This is a genomic window from Allofournierella sp., assembly GCF_017889395.1.
GTDB lineage: Bacteria > Bacillota > Clostridia > Oscillospirales > Ruminococcaceae > Allofournierella.
Window position 1 is genome coordinate 1 of sequence record NZ_JAGHKE010000047.1, and the last position, 18,345, is coordinate 18,345.

The following is an 18,345-nucleotide window of genomic DNA, read 5'->3' on the forward strand; positions in this document are numbered from 1 at the left end:
CTTTGCCGCCAAGTACCAGAAGTGGTGCAGAAAGCACGGCTACCATTTCAGCGAAGATAAGGCGCTGGACATTTATGCCTCCGCCTGTGGACACTTCGGAGTTATGCCGAAAACGGATACAGCAAAACTTTTGGTAGAACAGGCCATTTTCCAACTCCGGGCAACTTCTGCCGCATTAGCTGCTCTCAAGCAGGAGATGCAGTCCCTGGCGGCTTCTCTGCCGGAGTATCCTGTGGTGATGGAGATGTTTGGTGTTGGTCCAACCCTCGGACCTCAACTCATGGCTGAAATCGGCGATGTGCGCCGATTCCACTCCAAGAAGGCTTTGGTCGCCTTTGCGGGCATTGACGCCCCACCTTACCAATCCGGACAAATGGATGTCCGTAGCCGCAGCATCTCCAAGCGTGGTTCCGCTGCTTTACGCCGGACACTATTCCTTGTGATGGGCGTTTATCTGCAAAGCGCCCCTATGGGCGAACCTGTATACCAATTCATGGACAAAAAACGTTCCGAGGGAAAGCCTTACCGGGTCTACATGATGGCGTCTGCTAACAAGTTCCTGCGTATTTATTACGCCTCGGTAACTGCTTATCTAAACACACAGACACAGGCCTAAACCTATACCAAATGCCTCCTTGGCCGGCCGCCCTTTCAATTTTGAATTGTTCAGCGGCCTGATTTCGTATGCCCTTTTTCTCGAATTCAATATTTTGAAATTTCCACTTGACTTTTATTAGCAGGTCTTTTTTCTCGAATTCAATATTTTGAAATTTCCACTTGACTTTTATTAGCAGGTCTTTTGCTTGCTTTTGTGAGATAGTGAAATAAAGTATAGCACAGATTTGCCCAAAAGGCCAGAGCCGGGCGCATTCAAAACCGGGCCGAAATGTGCTATACTTACAAAAGAATTTTTAAAACAATGGGATGAGGAGAGGATCACACCATGCGATACGGGTTTGTCAAAACCGCCTGTGCCACGCCGGACATCCGGGTGGCGGACTGCGCCTACAATGCCGCCCAGACCATCCGGGCGGTGGAGGAGGCCGCCGGGCAGGGAGTGGAGGTGCTGTGCCTGCCGGAGCTGGGCCTCACCGGCTACACCTGTGAGGATCTGTTTTTCCAGCCGGTGCTGCAGCAGGGCGCGCTGGACGCGCTGGACACGGTGCTGAGGGCCACTGCCCACACCTCGGTGGTGTTCGTGGTGGGCCTGCCGCTGGCGGTGCGGGGCAAGCTGTACAACTGCGCCGCCGTCTGCCAGAGCGGGCGGCTGCTGGGCCTTGTGCCCAAGACCCACCTGCCCAGCTACAATGAGTTCTACGAGGGCCGCCGGTTCACCGCCGCCCCCGTCGGGACCTTCACGCTGCAGCTTCTGGGCCAGACTGTGCTGTTCGGCACAAAGCTGCTGTTCTGCCACCCCAAGGCGGATTGCTTTAAAATTGCGGTGGAGATCTGCGAGGATGTGTGGGCGCCGCTGCCCCCCAGCGTGGGCCACGCCATGGCCGGGGCTACATTGATCCTGAATCTGTCCGCCAGCGATGAGGTGGTGGGCAAGGCGGAGTACCGCCGTCAGCTGATCGCGGGTCAGTCCGCCCGGCTGCTGTGCGGCTATCTGTACGCGGATGCGGGCCGGGGCGAATCCACCACCGACCTGGTGTTCGCCGGGCACGACCTGATCTGCGAGAACGGAGCCATTCTGGCCCAGACCGAGCTGTTCGGCAGCGGCATGATCGTCAGCGAGGTGGACCTGGAGAAGCTGGCGGGCGAGCGGCTGAAGAACACCAGCTTTGCGGCGGTGAACGACGAGGGCTACACCACCGTGCAGCTGGCGGACACCTGCGAGAGCTGGCAGCCGGTGCGTCCGGTGGACCCGGCGCCCTTTGTGCCCGCGGGCGAGAGCGAGCGTATGCGCCGCTGCGAGGCTATTCTGGAGATGCAGGCCCAGGGCCTGCGCAAGCGGATGGAGCACACCCACGCCGCCACCGCGGTGATCGGCATTTCCGGCGGTCTGGACAGCACCCTGGCCCTGCTGGTGGTGACCCGGGCCTTCCGGCTGCTGAACAAGCCCCTCAAGGACGTGATCGCGGTGACCATGCCCTGCTTCGGCACCACCCAGCGTACCAAGTCCAACGCGGAGAAGCTGTGTGAGGCACTGGGCGTGAGCCTGCGTCAGGTGAACATTGCGGACACGGTGCGCAGCAACTTTGCGGACATCGGCCACGACGAGTCGGTGCTGGATGTGACTTACGAGAACACCCAGGCCCGGGTGCGCACCCTGGTGCTGATGAACCTGGCCAACCGGATGGGCGGCTTGGTGATCGGCACCGGCGACCTGAGCGAGCTGGCGCTGGGCTGGGCCACCTACAACGGCGACCACATGAGCATGTACGGCGTGAACGGCTCGGTGCCCAAGACGCTGGTGCGGCATATCGTGGCCACCGTGGCCGCCAACAGCGAGCCCGCCCTGCGGGAGGTGCTGCAGGACATTCTGGACACCCCGGTCAGCCCCGAGCTGCTGCCCGCCAAGGAGAACGGCGAGATCGCCCAGCAGACCGAGGCCATCGTGGGCCCCTACGAGCTGCATGACTTCTTCCTCTATTACGCCATCCGCTGGGGCTTTGCGCCCAAAAAGATCTTCTGGCTGGCCCAGCGGGCCTTTGCCGGGGTCTATGAGGATGCGGTGCTGGTGCAGTGGCTGCGTAACTTCTACCGGCGCTTCTTCGCCCAGCAGTTCAAGCGCAGCTGCCTGCCGGACGGCCCCAAGGTGGGCACCGTGACCCTGTCGCCCCGGGGCGACTGGCGGATGCCCAGCGACGCCTGCGCCGCCCTCTGGCTGGCCCAGGTGGAGGAGCTGGAAAATACTTTGTAACCGATTATCGGGAGGGAAAACAAGATGAACGATCAGGAATATATGCTCCATCAGGTAAAAGCGGTGCTGGCCATCGACAGCCCCAGCGGTTTTACCAAAAACGCGGTGGATTATCTGGTGAAGGAATACAAGGCTTTGGGCTATGAGCCCCAGGTCACCCGCAAGGGCGGCGTGCTGGTGCAGCTGAGCGCGGGCGACGGTTCCATGCCCGGCGACGGCATTCTGCAGGAGGCCCATCTGGATACTCTGGGCGGCATGGTGTGCGGCGTGAAGGCCAACGGCCGGCTGCGGCTTACCGCTCTGGGCGGCATGAACCCCAACAACGCCGAGGCCGAGAACGTGCGCATCTACACCCGGGACGGAAAGGTCTACACCGGCGTGTGCCAGCTCACCGATGCCTCGGTGCATGTGAACGGCGACTACTCCAAGACCGAGCGCAGCTGGGACACCATGGAGGTTCTGCTGGACGAGATGGTCTTCTCCGAGGCCGAGGTCCACGCCCTGGGCATCGAAAATGGCGACATCGTCTGCTTTGACCCCCGCACCACCGTCACCGAGAGCGGCTACATCAAGAGCCGTTTTCTGGACGACAAGCTGAGCGTGGCCATCCTGCTGGGCTATGCCCGCGCGTTGAAGGAGAGCGGCAAGACCACCCGGCGGGCGGTGTGGCAGCACATCACCGTATTTGAGGAGGTGGGCCACGGCGGCTCCGCCTCGGTGCCCGAAGGCGTGGGCGAGGCCATCAGCGTGGACATGGGCTGCGTGGGCGAGGGCCTGGCCTGCAAGGAGCATCAGGTGTCCATCTGCGCCAAGGACAGCGGCGGTCCCTACCACTACGATGTGGTGAGCGGTCTGGTGGCAGCGGCCAAGGCCGCCGGTGTGGACTATGCGGTGGACGTGTACCCCCACTACGGCTCGGATGTGGAAGCCACCCTGCGGGCGGGCGCGGATGTGCGCCACGGCCTGATCGGCGCGGGCGTGTACGCCTCCCACGGCTACGAGCGAAGCCACGTGAAGGGCATGATGGCCACCTTCCAGCTGCTGAATGCCTACATCGAGTGATAAAGAAAACCGGATGCAAGAGATTTTTGCATCCGGTTTTTTTATTGTTCGAGATTTTCGCTGGGAAGAGAGGGGGGATTATCAGAATCAGCACCTAATAGAAGCTGGTCATTCCAGGCCCGGAGAATGTGCTTGTCAAAAAGTCTTTGAAGCTGATTTAGTCGATTTGAAACAGCATACAGGCTGTTTTTTATGTCGATTGGAATGAAAGAATCATGAATATGTGAATGAGATACAGCAAAAGAAACGTCAGAGACTGTGCCTGAACCGGAAAGCAAGTTCAGGAGATTTTGAGCAAGTTCCGGATTATTGCTTTGCACAAGTTCAAGAAGGTTGGGATAGGCGTCGATATACCCATAAAAAGGAGAGTAATAGTAGGTGATTTCTCCATCTTCCGGGCTGAGAAAAATATGGCAATAGAAGTCTATGTCGATGATGCATCCATGAATCGTTCCAGTTCCCCCGAATCGTTTTACATAATTCGAAATTTCTTCCTGAGCTTTTCGATAGGGGGAAAGAGCGTTCCAATATGAGCGGATCATATTGGAGAAATTCAGCTGAAAATATCGGATATCTGAGCTTTTGGAAATCTTTTTTAATCTTCCTCCGGCGCAAATACAAGTGCCGGATTTGCTGGTCAAGAAAAAGCCGTAGTATCCTTCTGACTTGATCATATAAAAATGTGAATTGCCTTGTTTTAATTGATATTCGACACGACCGTTTCCGGCAATTGGTTCGCACATATAGTTGTAAAAGGCCAAATAATCGGTGCTGGATATTTCATAACAGCCATCAGGGTAATCAGCGAACGGGTTTCGGTTACGATAAATACTTGTCCGCTTTAAATGAAAATGTGTGCCGTGATAACCGATTTGGTTATCTGCATAGCAATAAAAGTTTTGATTTGGCTCTGCTTGAAAGAGGTTTTTATGAGTGTGTCCGCTGAAATAGATGCAGTTGCTCAGAAAGGCAGGAGTTGCTTGCCAATCGGATATTGGATTATGAGTCAGTACGATAAGAAGTTTGTTTTGCGCTTTTGCGGATGCAAGCGCAGAAAGATAGGTGCTGTGCCATAGATTCGACTGTTCGATTTCTTCCTGACGCGATAATGCATTTTGATATATTCCGTTGATTGCATTGAACTTTGAATTACAACCCGCAAATCCGATTCCGCCAACAATCATGACGCTTTGAAAAATGTGAGAGTAATAGTGAGAATCATCGTCAATGGCAGAATCATTGTCGACAGCAGAGTCCTCGATGAGCAATTGTGGATGATGGGTATAGTCGTTGCAGAATATACCGTTGGTCTTGCCAAACCAAGCAATGTTATTATGCAGAAAACAGATTTCGAGTTTTTGAAACAGGTCTTGATAAGAGCGGATGCAGTCATCTAAATTATTGAAATCCCAAAGTTCATGGTTGCCTAAAATGGCATATACGAAGTGGAAGTGTTTTTTAAATGGAGAATTCCAATAGAGATCATCAGGCAATTGGGATCGGAGCGAGGAAGCTTGTTCTTTCAATGTGCTTAATGTGGAAGAAGCTTGACGTATTTCTGGGGGAACACTGCCATATTGATCCAAGGGTTTTGTGGCGCGTTTTGTCCAACCGTGATGAGAACTCCACTCGCTTACAGACTGTTCGAGTTCGGCTATCTGCGCCCACAGAGAATCAAGCTCTTGCTGTATGGGGATAAATTGTTTCCGTCTTGTTCTATGAAAATCTCGTTCCAGTTTATCCCAGTGAGAAATGAACTTTGTGTAAAACAATTCAGCAAGCTTAAAAGAAGCACAAATGTCCCCGGCAAACAGAACAATAGGGCTGAGGTTGTGGGCGATATCCTCTAGAAATGCTTCCGGAAATAGATTGCGGACAATGGTCTGAAGATATCTTTCGACTTGCTTTTCTGTTGCTCCGGCTGGAAACTTGTTGGCGATTTGATGCTCAAGATGTAAATCGCTTATATAGTATACAGGAGAGCATTCACTCAAGGCTGTTTCATTGAATTCCAACAAAGAAGGTAATGTGGAAATGGGAGATAATGAGGCAAGAGCATTAGTCTCAGAATTTTGAAAGACAGCAGGGGGTGATGGGGCTTTTGCCAACCTTAAACACTCGTCGTATAACATCAAAAATGCCCTCCTTTCCCCAAAGTGTAGCACTTCAACATGATAAAAGAAAGCTTTTAGGGTCAAAATACTTGACAAGTTGTGGAAAATAGAGTAATATGGCAACTAAATTCATATCGCTGTGATAGAGGCGCGGTGTTTAAGAGTAGCGCGCGGCATTCGGGGCAGACCCCCGCCGCACCGAAAGGAAACACCGCCGAAGGAAGCGAACCCGGTCTGGGGTGCGCTTGCCTGGGCTGGCGGAGAAGATCCGCCGGACTGTCACGAAGTTTTTTCGTGAAGCGCTATCCAAGGGAAACCGAAGGGGCGGCCCGGCCGGGGCTGCCTGCAACGTGCCGCGTTCCTTCGCGGTGCGCACAGAGACTTCCGCGGGGCTGCTTTTCGAAAGGAAAGCAGCCCCGTTTTTTTGCGTGGCGGGCAGCGGTAAAGCAAAAGGAGGAAAAACACAATGAAAAAGATCGCAAGCCTTGTGCTGGCGCTGCTGCTGATTACCGCCCTTCCCGGCGGTCTGGCCGTTTCGGCCGAGGGCAGCGTGCTGGACGACAACACCCTGACCGTGGCCATGGAATGTGCCTACGCCCCCTACAACTGGACCCAGCCGGATTCTTCCAACGGCGCGGTGCCCATCAAGGACAGCGCCGATTACGCCAACGGCTACGATGTGATGATGGCCAAGAAGATCGCCGAGGCTCTGGGTATGGAGCTGGAGATCGTGCGGCTGGACTGGGATTCGCTGGTGCCCGCCGTGCAGAGCGGCACCGTGGACTGTGTGATTGCGGGCCAGTCCATCACCAGTGAACGGCTGGAGTCGGTGGATTTCACCGCCCCCTACTTCTACGCCTCCATCGTGGGTCTGACCCGGGTCGACAGCCCCTATGCCCAGGCCCAGGGCCTGAGCGAGCTGGCGGGCGCCACCGCCACCAGTCAGCTGGGCACCATCTGGTACGACGGCTGTCTGCCCCAGATCCCGGACGGCACCATCCTTACCCCCCAGGAATCCGCCCCCGCCATGCTGATGGCGCTGGAGACCGGCCGGGCAAATCTGGTGGTCACCGACATCCCCACCGCCAAGGCGGCCCTGAACGCCTACAGCGACTTCGTGCTGCTGGACTTCAACGACAGCGAGGACAACTTCGTGGTCTCCAGCGAGGATGTGAACATCGGCATCTCGGTGCAGAAGGGCAACACCGAATTGAAGGATGCCATTAACGGCGTGCTGAACACCATGACCGAGGACGACTTTGGCGCCATGATGGATGAGGCCATCGCCATCCAGCCCCTGAGCGACGGCCTGCCCGAGGGCTTCTTTGGCCAGATCGGGTATCTTTTGCAGAACTACGGCACCAGCTACCTGAAGGGCGCGGGCATCACCGTGGTGATCGCGGTGATCTGCACCGCCATCGGCTGTGTGATCGGCCTTGGCTGCGGCATCGTGCAGACCATCCCCCTGGAAAAGCGGGACGGTCTGGGCAAGAAGGTACTGCTGGGCGCGGCCCGCGCTGTGCTGCGGGTGTATGTGGAGGTCTTCCGCGGCACCCCCATGATCCTGCAGGCGGTGCTCATTTTCTACGGCGCGGCCTTCCTGTTCGGCTGGAATCTGGACATGTGGACCGCCGCTCTGGTGATCGTGTCGGTGAACACCGGCGCTTACATGGCGGAGTCGGTGCGCGGCGGCATTCTGTCCATCCCGGTGGGCCAGACCGAGGGTGCCAAGGCCATCGGCCTGACCCATGTGCAGACCATGACCAGCATCATTCTGCCCCAGGCGCTGCGCAACATCATGCCCCAGATCGGCAACAACCTCATTATCAACATCAAGGATACTTCCGTGCTGTTCATCATCGGCGTGGCCGAGCTGTTCAGCATCCACAAGGGCGTGGTGGGCGCCACCTACGCCTACTTCCCCTCGGCAGTGATCGAGATGGCCATCTATCTGGGGATGACCCTGGTCTGCTCGGCCATTCTGCGCTGGGTGGAAAAGCGGATGGACGGCGAATCCAGCTACACGCTGGTGAAGCAGACCGGCGGCCTGAACGCCCCTCCCTATGTGGAGCACGGCAAGCCGCGCACCGGCAACCTGGACCTGTGAGAAAAGGGGGACGAGCAAGATGAATACCACCGAAACCGGCGCCATTGTAGAGGTGCGCCACCTGAATAAATCCTTCGGCCCGCGAGAGATCCTGCGGGACATCAACTTCACCGTGCGCAAGGGCGACGTGACCACCATCATCGGCCCCTCCGGCAGCGGCAAGTCCACACTGCTGCGCTGTTTGAACCTGCTGGAGACTCCCTCCGGCGGCGAGATTCTGTTCCACGGGCAGAACATCGGCGAGAGTGCCAACATCCCCGCCTACCGCACCAAGGTGGGCATGGTGTTCCAGTCCTTCAACCTGTTCTCCAACCTGACCGTGCTGGAGAACTGCATGCTGGGCCAGCGCAAGGCGCTCAAGCGCAGCAAGGCCGAGGCGGAGAAAAAGGCTCTGTTCTACCTGGAAAAGGTGGGCATGGCCGAATATGTGAACGCCAAGCCCAGCCAGCTTTCCGGCGGCCAGCAGCAGCGTGTGGCCATCGCCCGCGCCCTTGCCATGGAGCCGGAGCTGCTGCTCTTCGACGAGCCCACCAGCGCCCTGGACCCGGAGATGGTGGGCGAGGTGCTGAACGTAATGCAGAAGCTGGCCGCCGAGGGCATGACCATGATCGTGGTCACCCACGAGATGGCCTTCGCCCGGGACGTGAGCAACCATGTGGTGTTCATGGCCGACGGCGTGATCTGCGAGGAGGGCGAACCGGCCCAGCTGTTCGAGCAGCCGAAAAGTGAGCGCACCGCCGAGTTCCTGGCCCGCTTCCGGCAGGGCTGAGCCTCAAACAGAAAACAAAACAAGCAAAAAGGCATCGGGAAAATTCCCGATGCCTTTTTGCTTTGTGTTGAAAAGGAAGCAATCAGACCTTCACGATCCAGCCCTTTTCGTCGGGCAGAACGCCCCACTGGATGCCGGTGAGGGTGTCGTACAGGCGCTGGGTCACCTGACCGATGTTGCCGTCGTTCACGGTCACCTCGTCGCCCTCGTAGTACAGCTTGCCCACCGGGCTGACCACCGCGGCGGTGCCGGTGCCGAACACCTCTTCCAGCTTGCCGGCATGGGCGGCGTCCATGACCTCCTGGATGGACAGGCGGCTGTCGCAGTCCACGGTGTAGCCCCAGTCACGCAGCAGCTCGATGCAGCTCATGCGGGTGATGCCGGGCAGCACGGTGCCCACGGTGGGGGCGGTGCGGATGACGCCGTCGATCTTGAAGAAGCAGTTCATGCTGCCCACTTCCTCCACGTACTTGCGCTCCACGCCGTCCAGCCAGAGCACCTGGCTGTAGCCCAGGTCGTGGGCCTTCATCTGGCCCGCCAGGCTGGCCGCGTAGTTGCCGCCGCACTTGATGAAGCCGGTGCCGCCGGGCGTGGCGCGCACATACTCATCCTCCACGTAGATCTTCACCGGGTCCAGGCCCTCGGCGTAGTAGGCGCCGGAGGGAGAGGCGATGATGATGAAGGCATAGGTCTCGCTGGGCTTTACGCCCAGGTGAGGCTCGGTGGCAATGGTGAAGGGGCGCAGATACAGGCTGGTGCCGGGGGCGCTGGGTACCCAGTCACGGTCCACATCCACCAGAGCCTTCACGGCCTGCACGAAGTCCTCCACCGGGATGGTGGGGATGCACAGACGCTCGTGGGTGCTCTGCAGACGCTCGGCGTTCTTCTCCGGGCGGAACAGCTGCACCTGGCCCTCGGCGGTGCGGTAGGCCTTCATGCCCTCAAAGCTCTCCTGGGCATAGTGGAAGACCATGGCGGCAGGGTCCAGCGAGATGGGCTGATAGGGCTCGATGCGGGCGGAATGCCAGCCCTGGCCCTCGGTGTAGTCCATGCGGAACATATGGTCGGTGTAATGGGTGCCGAAGCCCAGATTGTTCTCATCGGGCTTTGCCTTGGGTGTGGTGGTTTTAGTTACTTTAATCTCCAACATGAAACAGGTCCTCCCTTTTGCGGCCGGTGGATATGCGCCGCCGCCTGTGATTGGCTTTTATAATGTGACCATTATAGAACCTGTTTGGCGCTTTCGTCAAGACTTTTTTACTTTAAAAGGGTGATTTAATAGAGTGAATCCGCCGGCTGCCTATATAAATAAGGAAAGCCGCCGGAGTTGGCCGGAATGCCGGGCTGCGGGGTGGTGAAATTTCTCACAAACATAAACTTAACATTGCGCCGGGCCGAAAGGGCGAGGTTTCGTGGTTTTGTAAAATTTCTTTACAAAAAGATTGGGCAGTTTAACAAAAGCCTAACCGAACCATGCGGGCGGATTTTGCAAACCGGGCGGTATAATGATACCAGTTTCGCGGGAAAGCGAAGCGCAAGCGAGACCGAAACTCCGCCCCCACAGGAGCGGGGAGAGCGGAAGAAATTCATTGGAATGAATTGAGACGAAGAGGGAGTAAGAGAAAAATGAAAATGAAGCGTTTTATGGCAATGGCTATTGCATGTGTTATGGCTGCCGGTCTGGTAGCCTGCGGCGGCTCTGAGAGCACCGCCACCACCAGCACCACCGGTTCCACCGCGGGTTCCACCACCGCCGGCACTGCCGAAGAGACCACCGCCGACCTGAGCGGCGCGGTAGCCACCGGCGGCTCCACCAGCGTGGAGAAGGTGATCGGCGCTCTGAGCGAGGCTTTCATGGAAGCCAACCCCGGCGTGGACGTTACTTATGATCCCACCGGCAGCAGCGCCGGCGTGACCGGTGCCGCCGACGGCACCCTGGACATCGGCCTGTCCAGCCGCGCTCTGAAGGAAGAGGAGATCTCCAAGGGCCTGAAGGAGACCACCTTCGCCCTGGACGGCATCGCCATCGTGGTAAACACCGAGAACACCGCCACGGACCTGAGCCTGGAGCAGATCGCGGGGCTCGCTACCGGCGAGATCACCAACTGGAGCGAGGTGGGCGGCCCTGACGCCCCCGTGGTCCTGATCGGCCGTGAGGCTGGTTCCGGTACCCGCGACGGCTTCGAGAGCATCGTTGGCGTGGAAGACAAGTGCGCTTACGAACAGGAGCTGACCAGCACCGGCGCCGTTCTGGCCGGTGTTGCCGCTAACCCCAACGCCTTCGGCTACGTTTCTCTGGCCAGCGTTGACGACACCGTGAAGATGGTCACCGTGGACGGCGTTGCCGCCAGCGAGGAGACCGTCAAGGACGGCAGCTACAAGATCCAGCGCCCCTTCGTGTTCGCCACCAAGGAGGGCGAGGAGCTGAGCGCTCAGGCTCAGGCCTTCTACGACTTCGCTCTGAGCGAGGAAGCCGCTGAGCTGATCGCTGCCGCCGGCGCGGTACCCATGGTTTAACAAGAAGGCTATATGCCTTCGCCTGACACCCTCAAAGGTCGGCATGCCGGCGAAATGAAGTAGGGGCAGCACCGCATGATTCCAGGTGGTGGAGCGCGCCAGAAAATTTTTTGCAAGGTGAACCAAAAAGCGCAGACAATCCTTGGCTGGATTGACGAGCATTTTTGGAAAACCTGGCGGAAAATTTTGGGGTGATGCGCCACCTGAGCCGCAAGGCGTGAATTGTGCGGTGGTGCCCAAGAGTTAGGCAACCCGCCGCCGGAAAATACGTATCCACGCAGATTCCGGCGGCTTTTTTGCGGAAAAACCGCAGTGTGTGTAAAGCGAGTAACGAAGAGGAAAAGCGCTATGAAACTGAAACAGAGCATTGAGCGGATCATGAACGCAGTGTTCTTTATCTGCGGCATGGTCTCCATCGCGGCGGTGGCGCTCATCACCATCTACATGGTGTGGGCCGGCCTGCCCGCCATCATCAAGATCGGCCCGGTGGACTTTCTGCTGGGCACCGAATGGAAATCCACCGCGTCCGAGCCCCAGTTCGGTATCCTGCCCTTCATCCTGACCAGTGTGTGGGGCATGGTGGGCGCGCTGATCATCGGCGTGCCGGTGGGCGTGCTCACCGCCGTGTTCCTGGCAAAGCTGGCACCTCCCAAGCTGGCCGCTCTGGTGCGGCCTGCGGTGGAGCTGCTGGCCGGCATCCCCAGCGTGGTCTACGGCCTGATCGGCATGATCGTACTGGTGCCCGCTGTGATGAAGGCCTTGGAGCTGAAGAGCGGCAGCTGCCTGCTCAGCGCCATTCTGGTGCTGGCCATCATGGTTCTGCCCAACATCATCTCGGTGAGCGAGACCGCCCTGCGGGCCGTTCCGCCCGAGTATGAGGAGGCCAGCCTGGGCCTGGGCGCCACCTGGATCGAGACCGTGTTCAAGGTGAGCGTGCCCGCTGCCCGCAGCGGCATCGTGGCCGGCATCGTGCTGGGCGCGGGCCGTGCCGTGGGCGAGGCCATGGCCGTGATGATGGTGGCCGGCAACGTGGCCAACATGCCCGGCCTGTTCAAGAGCGTGCGTTTCCTGACCACCGCCGTGGCCAGCGAGATGAGCTACGCGGCGGACGGCAGCCTGCAGAAGCAGGCCCTGTTCAGCATCGGCCTGGTTCTGTTCGTGTTCATCATGCTGATCAACTGGCTGCTCAATACCTTTTTGAAACGGGGGGAGAAACAGTGAGCCATTCCGCAAAACGTAAAGCAAAGGCAACCGTGCTGAAGGTGCTGGTTTACGGCAGCGCCTTCCTGACCGTGGCCGTTCTGGTGGCTCTGCTGGGCTACATCTTTGTGCGGGGCATCCCCAACATCAGCTGGCAGCTTCTCTCCACCAAACCCAGTGTCATTAAGGACACCATCGGCATCCTGCCGAACCTGCTCAACACCCTTTACATCATTGTGCTGACCCTGATCATCGCCCTGCCTCTGGGCGTGGGCGCGGCGGTCTACCTGACCGAGTACGCCACCAACAAGACCTTCATCAAGGTGGTGGAGTTCACCACCGAGACTCTGGCCGGTATCCCCAGTATCATCTACGGCCTGGTGGGTATGCTGGTGTTCGTGCAGATGCTGGGCTTCGGCTCCAGCCTTTTGTCCGGCAGCCTGACCCTGGTCATTATGATTCTGCCCACCATCATCCGCACCACCCAGGAGAGCCTGAAGACCGTGCCCGCCGGTTACCGGGAGGGCGCGCTGGGTCTGGGCGCCACCCGGTGGTACATGATCCGCACCATCGTGCTGCCCTCCTCCATCAGCGGCATCATCACCGGCTGCATCCTGGCGGTGGGCCGTATCGTGGGCGAAAGCGCCGCCCTGCTGTTCACCGCGGGCAGCGCCACCATCATCGCCTCCAACATTTTTGATGCCTACACCCGGGGTGGCGGCACCCTGTCCGTCGCGCTGTACATGTACGCCGCCGAGCGCGGCGAGTTCGAGGTGGCCTTCGCCATTGCGGCCATCCTGCTGATCCTGGTATTCCTGATCAACATGGCCACCCGTCTGGTACAGATTAAAATGAAGCAGAAGAAGTAAAGGAGCAGCCAACATGAGCGAAAATGCGATCCTGCAGGCAAAGGACCTGCATCTGTATTACGGCGAGACCGAGGCGCTGAAGGGCATCGACATCGCCATCCCCGAAAAGAAGATCACCGCCCTGATCGGTCCCTCCGGCTGCGGCAAGTCCACCTTCTTAAAGACCCTGAACCGGATGAATGACCTGGTGCCCAATGTGCGCATCACCGGCGAGGCTCTGTTCCACGGCAAGAACATCCTGGACAAGGATGTGGACGTGACCGACCTGCGCCGCCGCATCGGCATGGTGTTCCAGAAGCCCAATCCGTTTCCCATGAGCATCTACGACAACGTGGCCTACGGCCCCCGCCTGCACGGCAACCACAGCAAGAAGGAGCTGGATGAGCTGGTGGAGAAGAGCCTGCGCGGCGCCGCCATCTGGGATGAGGTGAAGGACCGGCTGAAGAAGAGCGCGCTGGGTCTTTCCGGCGGCCAGCAGCAGCGCCTGTGCATCGCCCGCGCGCTGGCGGTGCAGCCGGATGTGCTGCTGATGGATGAGCCCACCAGTGCTCTGGACCCGGGCAGCACCCTGCGCATCGAGGACCTGATGGACGAGCTGAAGAAGGACTACACGGTGGTCATTGTTACCCACAACATGCAGCAGGCCGCCCGTATTTCCGACCAGACCGCATTCTTCCTGCTGGGCTCTCTGATCGAGTACGGCCCCACCAGGGAGCTGTTCGCCAATCCCAAGAACCCCAAGACGGAAGAATACATCACCGGACGGTTCGGCTAAGGGAGGAATCTGATACTATGATGACACGCATCAATTACAACAACGACCTGCAGGCGCTGTACGACGCAGTGAAGCAGATGGGCCTGACCATCGAGACTTCCATTGACCAGACCTGGAAGGCCCTGCAGAAGCTGGACATGAAGACCGCTCAGGCCATCATTGACGGCGACGAAACCATCGACCAGATGGAACGCAACATTGAAAAAGCCTGCCTGGAGCTGGTGCTCACCCAGACCCCGGTGGCCGGTGACTGGCGGCGCATTGCCTCCATCATGCGCATGATCTCGGATCTGGAGCGCATCGCCGACCATTGCAGCGATATCTCCGAGTACATCATCCAGCTGGCGGCCAAGCCCGCCGTGGAGCTGCCCGCTCCCATGGAGAAGATGTTCTGCCTGATGAAGACCATGGTGAAGGACACCGTGAATGCCTTCGTGGAGCTGAGCGAGGAGAAGGCCCGCGCCGTGATCGGGCAGGACGATCTGCAGGACGATTACTTCCTGCAGGTGGGCGAGGAGCTGTGCACCCGGATGCAGCAGCACCCGGAAGAGGTGCGTCAGCGGGTGGATCAGCTGATGATCGCCAAGTACCTGGAGCGCATGAGCGACCATTCCACCAACCTGGCGGAGTGGGTGGTCTACATCGTGAGCGGCCAGCTGGTCGACAACTAAACCTTTTCGTTTTCTTTGCATATACACACAGCACGGAAAAAGCCCCGGCGGATCTCGCCGGGGCTTTTTCCATTGGTTTGAACGCAAAAAAGGCGGCCCGGCAATGCGCCGGACCGCCTTTTGAAAAAATCGGAGTTACTTGCTGCGCTTTTCGAACTGGTCGGCGCCCACGCCGCACAGGGGGCAGGTGTAGCCCTCGGGCAGCTTGGCGCCTTCGTACACGTAACCGCAGACCGAGCACACCCACTCGGTGTTTTCGTCGGTGTCCGCAGCGGGAGCGGCCTGCTTTTCAAAGAACTCGGCACCTACGCCGCAGAGCGGGCAGGTGTAGCCCTCGGGCAGCTCGTCGCCCTCGTAGACATAACCGCAGACGGTGCACACCCACTTGGTGCCGGAGGCGGAAGCGGGCTTGACCTCATCGGCGGGCACTTCCACGCTCTTCTTCTCGAAGAACTCGGGGCCCACGCCGCACAGCGGGCAGGTGAAGCCGGCGGGCAGCTGGTCGCCCTCGTAGATGTAGCCGCAGACGGTGCAGACCCACTGGGTCTTGGTGACCGGCAGCTCGGCCACCGCTTCGGGAGCCACGTAGGTGGGGGCGGTCTTGGGGCTGGAGCCCTTGATGACCTTGTGGTAGTACTCGTAGGTCATGGCGGGGGCGGTCTGGGCGAACACGCCGGTATCGATCACCTTGCCCAGGAACACGGTGTGGGTCTCGGTCTCCATCTTGTCGATCACCTTGCACAGGCCCCAGCCCATGGTGTCCTCCAGAACGGGCAGGCCCTGCTCGTAGTGCCAGGCCACACCGGCGAACTTGTCCACGTCGCGGCTGGAACGGAAGCCGAAGCCGCCGATCAGGCCCGGGTCGCTGGCCTCGCTGAGCACATTCAGCGCGAACATGCCGCTCTCGGAAATGGCCTTGTGGGTCAGGTTGTCGTGGTTGATGCTCACCGCGATGGTGGCGGGCTCGGCGGTAATTTGCATGGCGCTGTTGGCGGTGCAGCCCACCGGAGTTTCGCCGTTCATGCTGGTCACGATGTAAACGCCGTAAGACATGCTGAAAAAGAAACGAACATCCATTTTTATGCTCTCCTTTGCCGCGCGGCAGCGGCCGCGCACCGTTATGGGGGTGTATTTAGGATATATTATCAGTATAGCAAACAGAGGGCAAAAAACAATAGGTTTTGTGTAAAATAAAAAAGAAAGTTTCACCCGCCGCTTTTCTTTGTCTGCCGGGCACCCTTGCATTTGGCCGCCGCCGGGCCTAAAATGAATGAGGCAAGAAAGAAACCGGTGAAAAAAACGGGTGTGAGGAAGTGTGTTAAGTGGAAAAAACGGCAGGCGAAATGCGCGTGCAGTTTACCCGGCGGGATCTGGCCCGGCTGCTGGCTCCGCTGGTGGTGGAGCAGTTTCTGGCGGTAACGGTGGGCATGGCGGACACAATGATGGTGTCCTACGTGGGCGAGGCGGCGATCTCCGGCGTATCGCTGGTGGATATGCTGAACGTGCTCATCATCAATATTTTTGCGGCGCTGGCCACCGGCGGTGCGGTGGTCATCAGCCAGTATCTGGGCGCGCGGGATGTGCCCAGCGCGAAAAACAGCGCGGGCCAGCTGTTTCATCTGGCAGCGCTGGCGGGCGTGGGCTTCATGGTGGTGGCCCTGGCCTTTGCCCGGCCGCTGCTGCGCCTTCTGTTCGGGCAGATCGAGCCGGAGGTGATGGATGCGGCGCTCTTATATCTGCGCATTTCGGCGGCATCCTACCCCTTCATTGCCCTGTACAACGCGGGTGCGGCCCTGTTCCGCAGTATGGGCAACAGCAAGATCAGCATGCAGGTGAGCATCCTGATGAACGTGGTGAACGTGGCGGGCAACGCCATCTGTGTGTTCGGCCTGGGGCTGGGTGTGGCCGGTGTGGCCCTGCCCTCGCTGGTGAGCCGTACCCTTGCCGCCGGGTTGATTCTGTGGCGGGCCTCCAACCCCATGAACCGGGTGCATGTGCGCTCCGCCCAGTGCCTGCGGCTGAAAAAGGGGCTGGCGCTGCGGATTCTGAACATCGGCATCCCCTCCGCCTTCGAGAACAGCCTGTTCCAGCTGGGCCGGGTGCTGGTGGTGAGCATCATCTCGGTGTTCGGCACGGCGCAGATCTCCGCCAACGCGGTGGCCAACAATCTGGACAGCATCGGCTGCATCCCGGGCCAGGCCATCGGCCTGGGACTCATCACGGTGGTGGGCCAGTGCATCGGCGCACAGGATCAGAAGGCCGCCATCGGCTACACCAAAAAGCTGGTGGGCCTGACCTATGTGGTGGACGGCACCCTCAACCTGCTGGTGATTCTGGGCATGCCGCTTCTGCTGGGGCTTTACAACATCTCGGCCGAAACCTACCAGATCGCCTGGATGCTGGTGCTCATCCACTGCGCCTGCGGCATCGTGCTGTGGCCGGTGTCCTTTGTGCTGCCCAATGCCCTGCGCGCCGCCAACGATGTGCGCTTTACCATGGTGGTGAGCATCGCCAGCATGATGATCTGGCGGCTGGGCTTCAGCTACGTGCTGGGCATCGGCTTCGGCATGGGGGCCGTGGGCGTGTGGATCGCCATGGTCATCGACTGGGTCTGCCGCAGCGCCTTCTTTGTGGGGCGGTTTGTCAGCGGCAAATGGAAGACAAAATACCGGGCCTGAACGGTATCATAAAAAAGGAGAAGGTACATGAACGTATTCAATCACAAACGGCCCCTGCGCCGGGACACCTACGACCTGGCCGGGGCGCTGCTGGAATTTCTGGACCAGATGAAGGCTCAGGGGCAGGGCGAAGCCGCTCCCTGCGAGCCGGACCGGTTCGCGCTGCTGCTCACCGGCCCGGCGGCTCTGCGCAAGGTGCCGGGTATCCCCGGGGCCATGGGCGCGGACCGTCTGTTCCTCTGCGGCCGGGACGGCGGCGACGCCGCCGCGGTGCGGGAACACTGCCGCAAGCTCTACGGCGCGGACGACGCAGAGGGCCTTGCGGCCTTTGCCGAAGCGGAATACAACACCCAGAACGACTACACCCAGTTCCGCAGTTTCTGGAAGGGACGCCCCTGCTTTGATGTGAATGCGCTGGACGAGCGGGGGAAATTCCTCTTCACCGCCTGCAAAGACTTTGCAGAGCTGCTGGCTCCCATCGCCGGGCGCAAGGGCTTTTTTGCCTTTGACTGTGCCGAGCGGCTGGGAATGTGGCGCGCGGCATTGGCGGCGGGCATCATCACCGAGGAGGAGTTCTGGCAGAAGGCCCGGCCGCTGGCCTCCGCGGCTTCGGACCGATACGACAGCTTCCTGGAATACGCGGCGGGCTACCTGTGCGGCGCCTGCTACGACATGTTCCGGGGCCAGATGGCCGAGGAGGGCAAGGTGGACAAGGAG

General features: G+C 59.2%; 15 protein-coding genes and 1 riboswitch. Of the genes, 12 read left to right on the forward strand and 3 right to left on the reverse strand.

All coding sequences use genetic code 11. From position 1 onward, the window contains the following. From J7G73_RS07305 to J7G73_RS07315, 3 genes are all read left to right on the forward strand, one after another. Positions 1-616: transposase (locus J7G73_RS07305; protein ID WP_291245770.1), on the forward strand; the 616-nt coding region annotated here is incomplete at its 5' end. A 327-nt stretch (positions 617-943) separates the two neighbouring features. After that, positions 944-2,866 (forward strand): NAD(+) synthase, encoded by a 1,923-nt coding sequence (locus tag J7G73_RS07310; protein WP_291245771.1) that lies wholly within the window; start codon positions 944-946, stop codon positions 2,864-2,866. A 24-nt stretch (positions 2,867-2,890) separates the two neighbouring features. Further along, a complete protein-coding gene (locus tag J7G73_RS07315; protein ID WP_291245772.1) occupies positions 2,891-3,928 on the forward strand; it encodes a M42 family metallopeptidase in 1,038 nt (345 codons plus the stop codon). A gap of 41 nt (positions 3,929-3,969) precedes the next feature. Here J7G73_RS07315 and J7G73_RS07320 read toward each other — a convergent pair whose 3' ends face one another. After that, positions 3,970-6,060 carry a metallophosphoesterase gene (locus J7G73_RS07320; protein WP_291245773.1) on the reverse strand — a complete coding sequence of 697 codons (2,091 nt, stop codon included), beginning with the start codon at positions 6,058-6,060 and terminating at the stop codon, positions 3,970-3,972. Positions 6,061-6,177: 117 nt separating this feature from the next. Further along, positions 6,178-6,355: riboswitch (Lysine riboswitch) on the forward strand. A 153-nt stretch (positions 6,356-6,508) separates the two neighbouring features. Between J7G73_RS07320 and J7G73_RS13695 the strand changes: the two genes are divergently transcribed. Then, the gene (locus J7G73_RS13695; RefSeq protein ID WP_367113963.1) at positions 6,509-8,149 is read left to right on the forward strand and encodes an ABC transporter substrate-binding protein/permease; all 1,641 of its coding nucleotides are present in this window, start codon (positions 6,509-6,511) and stop codon (positions 8,147-8,149) included. 19 nt (positions 8,150-8,168) lie between these two features. Next, complete coding sequence (locus J7G73_RS07335; RefSeq protein WP_291245774.1) at positions 8,169-8,918, forward strand: amino acid ABC transporter ATP-binding protein; 750 nt, start codon at positions 8,169-8,171, stop codon at positions 8,916-8,918. Between the two features lie 82 nt (positions 8,919-9,000). On the opposite strand, the gene J7G73_RS07340 is transcribed toward J7G73_RS07335, so the two are convergent. Further along, positions 9,001-10,068 (reverse strand): branched-chain amino acid aminotransferase, encoded by a 1,068-nt coding sequence (locus tag J7G73_RS07340; RefSeq protein ID WP_291245775.1) that lies wholly within the window; start codon positions 10,066-10,068, stop codon positions 9,001-9,003. Between the two features lie 482 nt (positions 10,069-10,550). Here J7G73_RS07340 and J7G73_RS07345 point away from each other — a divergent pair, with 482 nt between their 5' ends. The 5 genes from J7G73_RS07345 to phoU all read left to right on the forward strand — a co-directional run bounded on the left by J7G73_RS07345 (position 10,551) and on the right by phoU (position 14,950). Beyond that, a complete protein-coding gene (locus tag J7G73_RS07345) occupies positions 10,551-11,435 on the forward strand; it encodes a phosphate ABC transporter substrate-binding protein (protein WP_291245776.1) in 885 nt (294 codons plus the stop codon). Positions 11,436-11,783: 348 nt separating this feature from the next. Then, entirely contained in the window at positions 11,784-12,656 is an 873-nt protein-coding gene (pstC, locus tag J7G73_RS07350; protein ID WP_291245777.1) for a phosphate ABC transporter permease subunit PstC, read from the forward strand. Next, positions 12,653-13,504 (forward strand): phosphate ABC transporter permease PstA, encoded by an 852-nt coding sequence (gene pstA, locus J7G73_RS07355; RefSeq protein ID WP_291245778.1) that lies wholly within the window; start codon positions 12,653-12,655, stop codon positions 13,502-13,504. The genes pstC and pstA overlap by 4 nt, the downstream gene beginning before the upstream one ends. A 13-nt stretch (positions 13,505-13,517) precedes the next feature. Continuing rightward, positions 13,518-14,279 carry a phosphate ABC transporter ATP-binding protein PstB gene (gene pstB / locus J7G73_RS07360; RefSeq protein WP_276871452.1) on the forward strand — a complete coding sequence of 254 codons (762 nt, stop codon included), beginning with the start codon at positions 13,518-13,520 and terminating at the stop codon, positions 14,277-14,279. A 17-nt stretch (positions 14,280-14,296) separates the two neighbouring features. Continuing rightward, positions 14,297-14,950, forward strand: a complete 654-nt coding sequence (phoU, locus tag J7G73_RS07365) for a phosphate signaling complex protein PhoU (protein WP_087294206.1) — start codon at positions 14,297-14,299, stop codon at positions 14,948-14,950. Positions 14,951-15,085: 135 nt separating this feature from the next. Here the strand turns inward: phoU and J7G73_RS07370 are convergent, their stop codons facing one another. After that, complete coding sequence (locus tag J7G73_RS07370; protein ID WP_367113964.1) at positions 15,086-16,027, reverse strand: rubredoxin-like domain-containing protein; 942 nt, start codon at positions 16,025-16,027, stop codon at positions 15,086-15,088. Between the two features lie 266 nt (positions 16,028-16,293). On the opposite strand from J7G73_RS07370, the gene J7G73_RS07375 reads away from it, so the two are divergent. Together J7G73_RS07375 and J7G73_RS07380 are read left to right on the forward strand one after the other, a co-directional pair. Next, the gene (locus J7G73_RS07375; RefSeq protein ID WP_291245781.1) at positions 16,294-17,628 is read left to right on the forward strand and encodes an MATE family efflux transporter; all 1,335 of its coding nucleotides are present in this window, start codon (positions 16,294-16,296) and stop codon (positions 17,626-17,628) included. Between the two features lie 27 nt (positions 17,629-17,655). Continuing rightward, positions 17,656-18,345, forward strand: a 690-nt coding sequence (locus J7G73_RS07380; protein ID WP_291245779.1) for a DUF1266 domain-containing protein, incomplete at its 3' end; no start/stop codon positions are given.

Coding starts and splice junctions, on each gene's coding strand:
- J7G73_RS07310 (WP_291245771.1), top strand. CDS start 944: ATGCGATACGGGTTTGTCAAAACCGCCTGTGCCACGCCGGACATCCGG.
- J7G73_RS07315 (WP_291245772.1), top strand. CDS start 2,891: ATGAACGATCAGGAATATATGCTCCATCAGGTAAAAGCGGTGCTGGCC.
- J7G73_RS07320 (WP_291245773.1), bottom strand. CDS start 6,060: ATGTTATACGACGAGTGTTTAAGGTTGGCAAAAGCCCCATCACCCCCT.
- J7G73_RS13695 (WP_367113963.1), top strand. CDS start 6,509: ATGAAAAAGATCGCAAGCCTTGTGCTGGCGCTGCTGCTGATTACCGCC.
- J7G73_RS07335 (WP_291245774.1), top strand. CDS start 8,169: ATGAATACCACCGAAACCGGCGCCATTGTAGAGGTGCGCCACCTGAAT.
- J7G73_RS07340 (WP_291245775.1), bottom strand. CDS start 10,068: ATGTTGGAGATTAAAGTAACTAAAACCACCACACCCAAGGCAAAGCCC.
- J7G73_RS07345 (WP_291245776.1), top strand. CDS start 10,551: ATGAAGCGTTTTATGGCAATGGCTATTGCATGTGTTATGGCTGCCGGT.
- pstC (WP_291245777.1), top strand. CDS start 11,784: ATGAAACTGAAACAGAGCATTGAGCGGATCATGAACGCAGTGTTCTTT.
- pstB (WP_276871452.1), top strand. CDS start 13,518: ATGAGCGAAAATGCGATCCTGCAGGCAAAGGACCTGCATCTGTATTAC.
- phoU (WP_087294206.1), top strand. CDS start 14,297: ATGATGACACGCATCAATTACAACAACGACCTGCAGGCGCTGTACGAC.
- J7G73_RS07370 (WP_367113964.1), bottom strand. CDS start 16,027: ATGGATGTTCGTTTCTTTTTCAGCATGTCTTACGGCGTTTACATCGTG.
- J7G73_RS07375 (WP_291245781.1), top strand. CDS start 16,294: ATGCGCGTGCAGTTTACCCGGCGGGATCTGGCCCGGCTGCTGGCTCCG.